The sequence below is a fragment of the Winogradskyella sp. R77965 genome, from assembly GCF_044594915.1.
Taxonomy (GTDB): domain Bacteria; phylum Bacteroidota; class Bacteroidia; order Flavobacteriales; family Flavobacteriaceae; genus Winogradskyella.
In genome coordinates this window covers 1,604,564-1,615,719 of record NZ_CP138990.1, presented here as the reverse complement: position 1 = coordinate 1,615,719, position 11,156 = coordinate 1,604,564, and the positions used below count along the sequence as shown (strand labels likewise).

General features: G+C 32.2%; 15 protein-coding genes. 9 read left to right on the top strand and 6 right to left on the bottom strand.

Annotated elements, in window-relative coordinates; all coding sequences use genetic code 11:
• Positions 1-29: 29 nt before the first annotated feature.
• Entirely contained in the window at positions 30-983 is a 954-nt protein-coding gene (locus SJY34_RS07225; protein WP_400080663.1) for a GSCFA domain-containing protein, read from the top strand.
• Here the strand turns inward: SJY34_RS07225 and SJY34_RS07220 are convergent.
• The 3 genes from SJY34_RS07220 to SJY34_RS07210 all read right to left on the bottom strand — a co-directional run bounded on the left by SJY34_RS07220 (position 980) and on the right by SJY34_RS07210 (position 3,084).
• Positions 980-1,426, bottom strand: a complete 447-nt coding sequence (locus SJY34_RS07220; protein ID WP_400080661.1) for a HEAT repeat domain-containing protein — start codon at positions 1,424-1,426, stop codon at positions 980-982. The genes SJY34_RS07225 and SJY34_RS07220 overlap by 4 nt on opposite strands.
• A gap of 121 nt (positions 1,427-1,547) precedes the next feature.
• Positions 1,548-2,003, bottom strand: a complete 456-nt coding sequence (gene coaD, locus SJY34_RS07215; RefSeq protein WP_400080658.1) for a pantetheine-phosphate adenylyltransferase — start codon at positions 2,001-2,003, stop codon at positions 1,548-1,550.
• A gap of 103 nt (positions 2,004-2,106) precedes the next feature.
• Complete coding sequence (locus tag SJY34_RS07210) at positions 2,107-3,084, bottom strand: D-alanine--D-alanine ligase (protein ID WP_400080655.1); 978 nt, start codon at positions 3,082-3,084, stop codon at positions 2,107-2,109.
• A gap of 182 nt (positions 3,085-3,266) precedes the next feature.
• Between SJY34_RS07210 and SJY34_RS07205 the strand changes: the two genes are divergently transcribed.
• The 5 genes from SJY34_RS07205 to SJY34_RS07185 all read left to right on the top strand — a co-directional run bounded on the left by SJY34_RS07205 (position 3,267) and on the right by SJY34_RS07185 (position 7,256).
• Entirely contained in the window at positions 3,267-3,815 is a 549-nt protein-coding gene (locus SJY34_RS07205; protein WP_400080653.1) for a PASTA domain-containing protein, read from the top strand.
• A 7-nt stretch (positions 3,816-3,822) separates the two neighbouring features.
• A complete protein-coding gene (locus tag SJY34_RS07200) occupies positions 3,823-4,860 on the top strand; it encodes an RluA family pseudouridine synthase (RefSeq protein WP_400080650.1) in 1,038 nt (345 codons plus the stop codon).
• A 79-nt stretch (positions 4,861-4,939) separates the two neighbouring features.
• Entirely contained in the window at positions 4,940-5,698 is a 759-nt protein-coding gene (gene yaaA / locus SJY34_RS07195) for a peroxide stress protein YaaA (protein ID WP_400080647.1), read from the top strand.
• A gap of 31 nt (positions 5,699-5,729) precedes the next feature.
• Positions 5,730-6,455 (top strand): hypothetical protein, encoded by a 726-nt coding sequence (locus SJY34_RS07190; protein ID WP_400080645.1) that lies wholly within the window; start codon positions 5,730-5,732, stop codon positions 6,453-6,455.
• A gap of 120 nt (positions 6,456-6,575) precedes the next feature.
• Positions 6,576-7,256 (top strand): uracil-DNA glycosylase family protein, encoded by a 681-nt coding sequence (locus SJY34_RS07185; protein ID WP_400080642.1) that lies wholly within the window; start codon positions 6,576-6,578, stop codon positions 7,254-7,256.
• Between the two features lie 152 nt (positions 7,257-7,408).
• Here SJY34_RS07185 and SJY34_RS07180 read toward each other — a convergent pair whose 3' ends face one another.
• Positions 7,409-8,140 carry a hypothetical protein gene (locus tag SJY34_RS07180; protein WP_400080639.1) on the bottom strand — a complete coding sequence of 244 codons (732 nt, stop codon included), beginning with the start codon at positions 8,138-8,140 and terminating at the stop codon, positions 7,409-7,411.
• Between the two features lie 194 nt (positions 8,141-8,334).
• Here SJY34_RS07180 and SJY34_RS07175 point away from each other — a divergent pair, with 194 nt between their 5' ends.
• The 3 genes from SJY34_RS07175 to SJY34_RS07165 are packed head-to-tail and all read left to right on the top strand — an operon-like array spanning position 8,335 to position 10,069.
• Positions 8,335-9,624 (top strand): DEAD/DEAH box helicase, encoded by a 1,290-nt coding sequence (locus SJY34_RS07175; protein ID WP_400080636.1) that lies wholly within the window; start codon positions 8,335-8,337, stop codon positions 9,622-9,624.
• Positions 9,625-9,627: 3 nt separating this feature from the next.
• The gene (locus SJY34_RS07170; protein WP_400080633.1) at positions 9,628-9,843 is read left to right on the top strand and encodes a DUF6500 family protein; all 216 of its coding nucleotides are present in this window, start codon (positions 9,628-9,630) and stop codon (positions 9,841-9,843) included.
• Position 9,844: 1 nt separating this feature from the next.
• Positions 9,845-10,069: a VF530 family DNA-binding protein gene (locus SJY34_RS07165; RefSeq protein WP_400080630.1), complete on the top strand. Its 225-nt coding sequence runs from the start codon at positions 9,845-9,847 to the stop codon at positions 10,067-10,069.
• 17 nt (positions 10,070-10,086) lie between these two features.
• Here the strand turns inward: SJY34_RS07165 and SJY34_RS07160 are convergent, their stop codons facing one another.
• Complete coding sequence (locus SJY34_RS07160) at positions 10,087-10,602, bottom strand: hypothetical protein (protein WP_400080627.1); 516 nt, start codon at positions 10,600-10,602, stop codon at positions 10,087-10,089.
• 27 nt (positions 10,603-10,629) lie between these two features.
• Positions 10,630-11,073: a DinB family protein gene (locus SJY34_RS07155; RefSeq protein ID WP_400080625.1), complete on the bottom strand. Its 444-nt coding sequence runs from the start codon at positions 11,071-11,073 to the stop codon at positions 10,630-10,632.
• Positions 11,074-11,156 lie beyond the last annotated feature (83 nt).

Below are 11,156 nucleotides of genomic sequence, written 5' to 3'. Positions count from 1 at the left end.
GTTATGACGCACTTGATGCGGAATCTAATATGAAACTTCAAACTCAAATACCACTAGGGAAACAACCACATAATCAAATAGATTATAACTCTAAAGTATTGTTGTTAGGCTCATGTTTTTCTGAAAACATAGGTAGTAAGTTTGATTACTATAAATTTCAATCTAAAGTAAATCCTTTTGGTATTTTATTTCACCCTCTAGCTATTGAAAATCTTATAACTAGAGCAATAAACAAAGACTATTATACGGAAAACGATGTGCATTTTGTTAATGAACAGTGGTGTTGCTTAGATGCACATTCAAAATTGAACAGTGCTTCCAAAGATAATTTGTTGAAGCGTTTGAATGAACAAATCGAATTAACAAATCAGCGAATCAACGAATCAACATATATCATCATTACCTTAGGTACTAGTTGGGTTTATAGAGATATTACTTCAGATAAAATTGTTGCTAATTGCCATAAATTACCTCAAAAACAGTTTTTAAAAGAGTTACTTTCAGTTGATCAGATTACAGAATCACTTGAAGCTATAATTAGTTTAGTAAGAAGTATTAATCCCAAAGTAAATTTCTTATTTACAGTATCTCCTGTGCGTCACATCAAAGATGGTTTTGTAGAAAACACGCTAAGTAAATCGCACCTAATCTCGGCAATTCATAATGTTATTGAGCCTAGATGGCACCACTATTATTTTCCGTCGTATGAGATTATGATGGATGAATTGCGTGATTATCGTTTCTACGATGAGGATATGATTCATCCCAATGCTGTTGCAATAGATTATATCTGGGAGAAATTTAAACACGTCTGGATTTCTGATGAAATTGAATCTACTATGCAAGACGTCGATACGGTTCAAAAAGGTTTAAAACACAAGCCTTTTAATACAAAATCAGAAGCACATCAAAAGTTTATAACCAAACTTCAATCTCGTATAAAAGACCTGTGTGAAAAATATCCACATTTTAATTTTGATTAGCGCATTGGCTTTTTAAGCTGTTCTTTAACACGATCAAAGGATTGTTTGCTAGCTCGTTTCCAACGATAAATGTTATGTTTTTTATCTTTCTTTATATTACGCTGCTCTTCTTTATCTCTTATTTCTTTAACCCAATTAAATCGCTTTCTGGTAATAGATATAACCAAATCATCATTACATCCTAATGCTTCCAATGCATTTAAAGCAGCAATAGATACATTCTGAATTTTATCATTCATTGCATGGAGTAGTGTTGGGATGGATGAAGGTCTGCCAACATGCTCTAAGGCTTCAGCTGCAAATTGACGTGTATTATAGTTACCATGCTTAAGTGCATATTCTAATTTATAAATAGCACCAGAATTCATCCAATCTAAAATCGTGTCTTTTGAAGGCTGAACTAACTTCAATTTAAAAAGCATATATGTAAATGGATGGTTCATAAGTTAACAGTAACGTGTAAAATATATGTAGTAAAATTCAACACTTTGTTACAATAAAAGCATGAAAAGACTTTCATTGAGGATAAAATAACAAGATAAAGAAAAGTAAAATGAAAGAATATTATTTAACAACAACGCTGTCTGGTACTAATACAGTATAATCACCATTGTTTCTTATAACATCGCGTACAATAGACGAAGATATAAAAGACGTTTTGGCAGCAGTTAATAAGAAAACGGTTTCAATTTTAGATAATCTTCTATTGGTGTGTGCAATGGCTTTTTCGAATTCAAAATCAGCAGGATTTCGTAGGCCTCTTAATATAAATTGGGCTTCTATTTCTTCGCAAAAATCTATGGTCAAACCTTCATAGGTTACAACTTTTACTTTTGGGTGATTTTTAAAAGCTTCTTCTATAAATGACTTCCTTTCTTCTAAGGAAAACATATATTTTTTTTCTGCATTAACACCGATGGCAACAACAACTTCATCAAAAAGTTTAATACCACGTTTTATAATATCGTAGTGTCCTAAAGTAATAGGATCAAATGAACCTGGAAATAGTGCTCTTCTCATATATATTTCCTGCGAAAGCAAGAATCTTTTTTATTAAACTCTATAACAAAGGTAAGAATTAATGAGTTGAGTGCGTAATTCAAAAATCGTCAATCTTAAATCGTTAATCTTTTAAGGCTTCTTCTATTGCATTACCAAACAAATCCACCAAACTAATACCAGCAGCAGCACACTGTTTTGGCAAAATACTCGCTTTTGTTAAGCCAGGGACAGTATTCACTTCTAATAAATAGGGCTCATCATTTTTAAAAATAAATTCACTCCGAGAAAATCCTTTCATTTTTAGAATATCGTAGATTTTCTTGGCTAGTTTTTCAGTTTTCAGTTTATAATCTTCGGAAATACGAGCAGGAGTAATTTCTTGCGCTTGTCCTTCATATTTCGCTTTGTAATCGAAAAAATCATTTTCTGATACTATTTCAGTAATTGGGAGTACTTTGGTTTCACCTTTATAAGAAAAGACACCAACAGAAACTTCAACACCATCTAAAAATTGCTCTATAATTATTTCATTATCTTCTTTAAATGACTTGTCAATAGCTTCTTGTAATTTTTCTTTTTTATACACTTTAGAGATGCCAAAACTACTACCAGCTTTATTTGCTTTTACAAAACACGGTAAACCCACTTTAGCTACGATAGCATTTTCATCAATAGCATCACCAAAATTCAGGTAATAGCTTTCTGCCGTTTTAATTCCATAAGGTTTTAAAGTTGCTAATAAATCGCGCTTATTAAACGTAAGTGCAGCTTGGTACATGCTGCAGCTTGTTTGTGGTATTCCTAATAATTCAAAATAGCCTTGCATAATGCCATCTTCACCAGGCGAACCATGTATGGCATTAAAGACACAATCAAAAGCGATTCTTGTCTCGTTAACTAATACCGAAAAATCATTTTTGTCTACATTGAATTCTTCATTTAGATCATTAACAAAAACCCATTTGTCTTTAAAAATATGAATACGATATGCGTTATATTTTTCTTTATTTAAAGTTTCATATACAACGTTACCGCTTTTGAGGGAAATTTTATACTCGCTAGAATAACCTCCCATAATAATTGCAATATTTTTTTTCATTTATGCTGAACTTATTTCAGTATCTATGCAATGTTTCAAGCAAAAGATATTTTAAACTATGTATTGTGATGTAAATGTATCATTTATTTTAATAATCTAAATCCATCATCCATACGTATTTTAGGTATTCAACGTTATTATAACGTTATAATTTCTTAGTTTTGTCAACAATTATTTAGCTTATGAGTATTGTAAAGTTTCTTACCAGTAAAGTCTTTTTTAAACAATTGGCTTTAGCAATTGTTGCCGTTGTAGTATTATGTTTTATTATGCTAAAATGGTTAAATATTACGACTAATCATGGTGAATTTGTGGTTGTTCCGGATCTTAAAGGAAAATCTATAGAAACTGTTAAGATAGAATTAAAGGATAATGATTTGACAATGAAAATTCAAGATTCTGCTAATTTCAATCCTAATTATCCAAAATATTCGGTCATAGAACAAAACCCAGTTGCAGGATCGCAAGTAAAAGAAAATAGAAAGATTTATTTAATCTTAAACCCTTCTGGTTACAGAAAAGTGGAGGTGCCAAACATTCTTAAGCGTACCTTTAGACAAGCCAAGCCGCAATTAGAGGCTTTGGAGTTTGAAATTGGAAAAATTACCTATAAGGATGCCATTGGAGAAGGGGTAATGGGCATGTCTCATAATGGCAAGTCAATCAAACCAGGTGTCTTACTACCCTTAACGTCTAAAATCGATTTAGTAATGGGTAATGGTAAATTATAAATAATTCATGCCCAATATTCCAGACATTTCCCAAGACGAAGATGAGCTTTACGAACATCATGCTTTTAGAGTAGATAAAGGTCAGCAACCACTTCGTATTGATAAATATTTAATGAATTTTATTGAAAACGCCACACGTAATAAGATTCAGGCAGCCGCAAAAGACGGCAGTATTTTCGTAAATGACGTGCCTGTAAAATCTAATTATAAGGTAAAACCTAATGATGTTATAACTGTAAAGTTCGAGCATCCTCCTCACGAACATTTATTGATTGCCGAAGATATTCCAATAAATATCGTTTATGAAGATAATGATTTATTGGTAGTGAATAAACCAGCAGGTATGGTGGTGCATCCTGGTCATGGTAATTATTCTGGAACCTTAATTAATGCACTTATTTTTCATTTTGAAAATCTGCCAAACAACTCAAGTGATAGGCCAGGTTTGGTACATCGTATTGATAAAGATACAAGTGGGTTACTAGTAGTTGCTAAAACGGAACAAGCTATGGCACATCTCTCTAATCAATTTGCTAAAAAAACGAGTGAGCGCGAATATGTTGCCTTGGTTTGGGGAAATATGGATGAAGATGAAGGTACCATTGAAGGTCATATAGGTCGCCATCCAAAAAATAGATTACAAAACACAGTGTATTTAGATGATGAAGCTGATAAAGGAAAGCCAGCCATAACGCATTATAAAGTTATTGAGCGATTGGGTTATGTGACTTTAGTGAGTTGTAAGCTCGAAACTGGACGTACGCATCAAATTCGCGTGCATATGAAACATATTGGTCATACTTTATTTAATGATGCACGTTATGGAGGAGAACGTATTTTAAAAGGTACTACATTTTCAAAATATAAACAGTTTGTAGAGAATTGCTTCAAAATTTTACCTAGACAAGCTTTGCATGCTAAAACTTTAGGTTTTCAGCATCCTACTACGGGAGAATTCTTAAAATTTGAATCTGAAATTCCAGAAGATATTGCACAATGTATTGAGAAGTGGAGAAGTTATTCTAAGCATCAAGATAATTTATAGTACTATTCATATTTTTTGTTAAACCACGTTTCAGATATTCTCTGTAGTTCGTAACTTTGAGTTTAAATAAAATTGAACTATGAAACTTGTATTATCACCAGCTAAATCTTTAGATTTTGAAACTAAGTTACCAACAACCAAAACTACAGAGGGTTGTTTCTTGGCAGAAGCTGAACGCTTAAATAAATTATTGAAGAAAAAATCAGCAAAGAGTTTATCTAAGTTGATGCATATTTCAGATAATTTAGGACAGTTAAATTATGAACGTAACCAAGATTGGGAGTTACCGTTTACAAAAGATAATGCTCGCCCAGCTATCTATGCGTTTAGTGGAGATGTATATCGTGGATTAGACGCCTATTCAATAGATATCAAGAAACTTGATAAGGTTGAAGATACAGTTCGTGTTATTTCGGGATTATATGGTTTATTAAAACCATTAGATTTAGTACAGCCATATCGTTTGGAAATGGGAACTAAAATGCCAGTTGGTAAGAATAAAAACCTTTATGAGTTCTGGAGAAAGAAAGTCACTCAGGCCTTAAACGATGAGTTAGAAGATGACGAACTCTTCTTAAACTTAGCTAGTAACGAATATTTTAAGGCCATAGATACAAAAGCTTTAAAAGTGCCTGCAGTTAATGTAGCATTTAAAGAGTTTAAAAACGGACAATATAAAATTGTTGCCATTTTTGCGAAGTTAGCACGTGGTTTAATGACACGTTATATTATAGATACAGATGCCAAGACAATCGATGACCTAAAAGGTTTTAATTACGAAAATTATGGGTTTAGCGACGAATTGTCTTCCGAGAATGAGTTGGTTTTTACAAGGTAGTTATTATCTTTAAAGATTTAACCAATCATACATGTTTCGATATTACTTAATTATCGCTATCCAAGGCTATTGTCTGTATCATATTTATAAAAATAAAAAGCCCTATTACTGGTATTTTGTGGTGTTTTTTATTCCTATTCTTGGTCCAATAATCTATTTTATTATCAATATTTATAATAAACGTAATGCTGAGAAAATTCAGAATGAAATAACACATATTATAAATCCTACTAAAAAGATAAGAGACTTAGAAAAGAAATTAGAATTCTCCGATTCATATTCAAACAGAATTGAATTAGCAGATGCCTATGTTGATAATGGTGATATGCCAAATGCTATAGTTAATTACAAGTGCACTTTAAAAGATATAGATCAGAATGACTTATATGCAAGGCAACGATTAGTCTTATGTTATTTTCAGATTCAAGATTATGTTGGTGTTATAGAACACGCTGAAAAAATTGAAAACAAGTCTGAATTTAAAGGCTCTAAACAACAATTTTGTTATGGTTTAGCGTTAAAAGAGTTGGGAAAAGTAGAACAGGCCGAAGAACAATTAAAGCAAATTGACAGACCTTATTCTAATTATGACGAACGCCTAGAACTAGCAAAATTCTACTTAGAAAATAATAGAGTTTCAGAAGGTAAAGAATTACTAATAGAAATTTCTGATGAGTCTCGGCATATGACGAAACCCAACAGACGTATCTATAGAAACACCATTATTGAAGTTGAGCGTTTGTTGAAATCATTGTAACATAGTTTTACACCCCTAAAGTCCCCTCAAGGGGACAATTGTTTTCAAGTTACTTCTTAGGATTGTCCCCTTGAGGGGACTTTAGGGGTGTTTTAATTGCAAAATTATATCAATTACTAAATGTTTTTTCACAGCCATCCTTATAAACCTTTCATTAGAAAAGACACAAAAAAACTAATTGTGGGTACTTTGCCACCACCCAGATTCTCAACAGGAGAATTATTAGAAAAAGATGTTGATTTCTGTTATGGCAGTTATTACAATTCACTGTGGTTATTTATAGATAAAATTCATAATTTCAATTTAAGATTTGATAATTCGCAAGAAGCTATAGATCAACGTAAACAATATTTGATAGAACATAAAATCGGTGTTTGTGATATTGTAGAAAGTGCTGAGCGTGAAAAAGTAGATGCTTCAGATTTAGGAATGCAAAATATTAAACTTAGAAATGTTGTTGGCTTTTTAAAAGAATATCCAAATATAGAAACGATTTTATTTACTGGTGGGAATAGTAAAAACGGACCAGAATACTTTTTTAGAAGACATTTAAAAGTCTACAACCTAAAACTGGAATTGGTTAATAATGAAGTACCACGAATACATCAATTTCAACTTCCTGTTGGGTCGAGCTTAGTCGAGAGCTCTTTTAGAACTATAAAAACCGTTTCCTTAACTTCATGTTCTGGAGCTGCCAATATTTCAATAAGCATATTACCACGCTATAGGCAATTAAAAGCTGAAAACCCAAATTTTAATACGTTTGATTTTAGAGTACTACAGTATTCTGAGTTTTTTTGAGATGATTCGATTAACGGTTTTGTGTATGGTTAGTTGCGTGTTTAAGCAACTAATTTAGTAAACAAAAACGAACGCGAGAAAATTCCGAAGGAATTTTCCAAGTAGGCACTTGCCAAAGCAATTAACTATGCATGTTGTTGGCATACGTTTTTCTATTTGTCAGACTTTTTCCCATCACAATGCTCATTGTATAATTTGACAAGCTCTATAATTTCCTTCTTAGAAATCTTTTTTTGTGATATAATTATTTTTTTTGCTTTAGGGCAGTTATCGAAATAGCTGATTTTTTTTGTTTTAATGAATTCCCCGAGATCATTACTGAAAAACTCTTTAGGACCACCTTTTAATAAAGTACTCTTGTACTCGCCTTCCCTTTGAACATAATAATTAATATCGATTCTAATTATATTTCCATTAAGATCAATTACAGGAAACGATTCGAAATATAAACAACAACTTCCTTCGACCAAAGGATATAAAAATTTGATTTTCCCATCAGGTAAAACTACTGTTTTTGTCTCCGAGCGCTCAAGAACCCATACTTTTCTTTTATGATTGTTTGTTTCTGAATTCCAAATAATGTCATTTTCATTCAGAAATTTACGCTTTTTTTGATACTTGTAGTTACTTATTAGCCTATCTATTTCATTTATAGGTATAGCTATTTTTTTTAATTCTTTTTCACTAACCTTCTCTATTCGTTCTGAACTTAACTCGTAAGTACTAGTTATTAAATGACCTTTGTAGACCGTTATTGTCTGAAAATTATCGATGATTTTAGTTCCGTCTTTTTTAATTATAGTATCATTTGGTATATTTTGGGCTAATGAGTTTAAGAATGTTATAAATAATAAGATGATAGAAATTGTGTATTTGTTATTCATAATTGTTTAATTCAATGGATGCCAACTTAGTGATATGAATCTGTTTCAATGACTTATATCAGTTGTTAAACGAAGCTACCTAAAAATTTTCACAAAGTCAAGGAAATACAATTTGTAGAATAAATAAACTGTACCTTCGCGCCCAATTAAAGGAGTAACCTAAATACATAGAGTTTGCTTCATAAACTTTATATATGTCATTCAAATCATTAGGCTTATCTGAGCCTTTACTGCGCGCAATTAGTAAAAAGGGATACGAAACACCTTCTCCAATACAAGCCAAAGCTATTCCACCAGTTTTAGACGGAAAAGATGTTTTGGCATCAGCGCAAACAGGTACAGGAAAAACTGCAGGTTTTACTTTGCCTTTATTACATTTATTATCAGAAAATCCCAAGCAGAAATATAGACCAATACGAGCACTAATATTAACACCGACTAGAGAGTTAGCAGCGCAGGTTTATGCCAATGTAAAAGAGTATAGTGAGTTCTTAAATATAAGAAGTACTGTGATTTTTGGTGGAGTAAATCAGAAACCGCAAGTTGCAAAGATTCGACAAGGTATTGATGTTTTGGTAGCCACACCTGGTCGATTAATAGATTTAGAAAGTCAAGGAGCATTGTCCTTAAAACGCGTAGAAATTTTTGTTTTAGACGAAGCAGATCGCATGTTAGATATGGGTTTTTTACGCGATATTGAACGCGTCATGAAACTGATGCCAGATAAACGGCAAAACCTTATGTTTTCGGCAACCTTTTCTAAAGACATAAAGAAGTTGGCATATTCTATTCTTAATAATCCTGTACAGGTTGAAGCGACTCCAGAAAACACGGCTGTTGAAATTATAGACCAGAAAGTATACAGAGTTGCCAAAGGCAAAAAGACAGGTTTAATTATTAAATTAATTTCCGAAGGAAATTGGAAACAAGTTCTAGTATTTACCAGAACAAAACATGGTGCTAATAAGCTTTGTAAAAAGATGATTAGTGCTGGCATTACAGCTGCAGCTATTCATGGTAATAAAAGTCAAGGCGCAAGGACGAAGGCACTAGCTGGATTTAAAAACAACTCAGTCCGTGTTTTAGTAGCTACAGATATTGCAGCTCGTGGCTTAGACATTCCATTACTACCACACGTTATTAATTTTGAGTTGCCTAATATTTCCGAAGACTACGTTCATCGAATTGGTAGAACAGGTAGAGCAGGAGCGAGCGGAGAAGCTATTTCTTTGGTAAGTGCAGATGAAACGAGTTACTTAAGAGGTATAGAGAAATTAATTGATATGAAAATTGAGGTTGAAATTGTTGAAGGTTTTGAGCCAGATCCAAATGCATCAACCGAGCCAATTAAACCAGGTCAGAATAGAAATAGAAATCAAGGAAGACGAAATTCGAATTCTAGAAATTCTGGAAACTCTAATAATTCTAATCGAAACAAAAATAGAAACAAAAACCGTAGACGTAATAACGATAATAGACGCTAAATAATGACACCAAGCCTAAAAGCCAAAATCATAGAAGTCTGTGATAAAAAGATTTCTCAAAAAGGAACTAGCGTAGGTGTTTCTTTTTATGCCTTTTTTAAAAACAAAAATGACAATCCTGAGTTATTAATGGAAGCTGCCACTTGGTGGATAGAAACGCATCAGTTAGATCATTTTGAGAAGGCGGTTAAGATTAAAGATTTAGTAAAGGACTTATAGTTTGTCAGTACAGCCCAACAATCCATTACACGGAGTAAAATTAGAACAGATTATTACTGAGCTAGAAGCGCATTATGGTTGGGAATATATGGGCTACCAAATAAACATTCGTTGTTTTACAAGTAATCCTTCGGTAAAGTCGAGTTTAAAATTTTTAAGACGCACACCTTGGGCACGCACTAAGGTTGAAACTATGTACCTTGAGATGCTGAGAAAGAAGCGATAGTTTAATTTACTATATCATTATTTTAATTTTTTAGCAACCCATTCTTGTAATTCAGAAGGGTTCATTTTTATAAGCTTCTCAATCCTTTTGTCTTTTTTTATACCATTACCTTTATTGGCAGAGTACACTTTAATAATGCTAGTTATGCCAGCAATATTTCCTGCCTCCATATTATCTTTATCTTCAGGGTTTTCAATAACGTGTTTAATCCAACCACCAAGAAAAGTGATTAACAAATCAGCATTCTTTTTTGTTAAATCTAATTGAAATGCTTGCATTTCTATGGTCATTGTAGGCGTTCCTGTAGCCCATTGCATTAAAAAAGCCTTGGCTAATAATCTCTTTTCTGAGTCTTGTTCTATCGGTGTATTTTCTAACCAGTTAATGCAATTTAAAACATCAGCTTCGTGTTTTTTATAATCTTCTGCAGCTTCTAATTTTATATTTTTTGGAATATTAAATTCTTGCGAAAAATTAACTTGAAAAGCTAGAACTGTTACAAATAAAGTGATTACGATTTTTTGAAGTTTCATATAAATAATTTAGGTGTTTAGTTACTGTTATTGTATTATCTGATTGAGATGATGTTCTAAATGATCAACATAATCTACCATTAAAAACCTTAGGTCTATAACTTCATTCTCATCTACCTGAATTTTATAGCTAAGCGTTGTTTCGGTTTGTTGTTGTATGAGGCTTATAATTCTCTTGTTTATAGCCATCCAAAAATCAATAATATCTTTAGTTTCTGCATTATTATAATCATTAGCATCTACTAATGCATTCTGATTGTACTTTCTGTAGCTATACGGTTGGTCTTCAAATTGAATTTCTGTAAACCGTTGCAGGTTATTAATAGCAGAATCAATTAAATGCCCGAGAACCTCTTTTTTAGACCATTTTTCTGGTGATGATTTACTACGTAAATCTGCTTCAGAACATTTTGATAAATAGAAAAATCCAGTATTTAGTAGTTGCTCTAGTTTATTTGCAATTTCGGTCATTTATTAAATATTAGGTAATATGTTAATCTTTGTTATGATTGCTTAATGTCTAAAGTTAGTAAAATAAGCGATTACCTATTGAC

Excerpts from the sequence above, each read along its gene's own strand:
- SJY34_RS07225 (WP_400080663.1), top strand. The coding sequence starts at position 30 with ATGAAACTTCAAACTCAAATACCACTAGGGAAACAACCACATAATCAA.
- SJY34_RS07220 (WP_400080661.1), bottom strand. The coding sequence starts at position 1,426 with ATGAACCATCCATTTACATATATGCTTTTTAAATTGAAGTTAGTTCAG.
- coaD (WP_400080658.1), bottom strand. The coding sequence starts at position 2,003 with ATGAGAAGAGCACTATTTCCAGGTTCATTTGATCCTATTACTTTAGGA.
- SJY34_RS07210 (WP_400080655.1), bottom strand. The coding sequence starts at position 3,084 with ATGAAAAAAAATATTGCAATTATTATGGGAGGTTATTCTAGCGAGTAT.
- SJY34_RS07205 (WP_400080653.1), top strand. The coding sequence starts at position 3,267 with ATGAGTATTGTAAAGTTTCTTACCAGTAAAGTCTTTTTTAAACAATTG.
- SJY34_RS07200 (WP_400080650.1), top strand. The coding sequence starts at position 3,823 with ATGCCCAATATTCCAGACATTTCCCAAGACGAAGATGAGCTTTACGAA.
- yaaA (WP_400080647.1), top strand. The coding sequence starts at position 4,940 with ATGAAACTTGTATTATCACCAGCTAAATCTTTAGATTTTGAAACTAAG.
- SJY34_RS07190 (WP_400080645.1), top strand. The coding sequence starts at position 5,730 with ATGTTTCGATATTACTTAATTATCGCTATCCAAGGCTATTGTCTGTAT.
- SJY34_RS07185 (WP_400080642.1), top strand. The coding sequence starts at position 6,576 with ATGTTTTTTCACAGCCATCCTTATAAACCTTTCATTAGAAAAGACACA.
- SJY34_RS07180 (WP_400080639.1), bottom strand. The coding sequence starts at position 8,140 with ATGAATAACAAATACACAATTTCTATCATCTTATTATTTATAACATTC.
- SJY34_RS07175 (WP_400080636.1), top strand. The coding sequence starts at position 8,335 with ATGTCATTCAAATCATTAGGCTTATCTGAGCCTTTACTGCGCGCAATT.
- SJY34_RS07170 (WP_400080633.1), top strand. The coding sequence starts at position 9,628 with ATGACACCAAGCCTAAAAGCCAAAATCATAGAAGTCTGTGATAAAAAG.
- SJY34_RS07160 (WP_400080627.1), bottom strand. The coding sequence starts at position 10,602 with ATGAAACTTCAAAAAATCGTAATCACTTTATTTGTAACAGTTCTAGCT.
- SJY34_RS07155 (WP_400080625.1), bottom strand. The coding sequence starts at position 11,073 with ATGACCGAAATTGCAAATAAACTAGAGCAACTACTAAATACTGGATTT.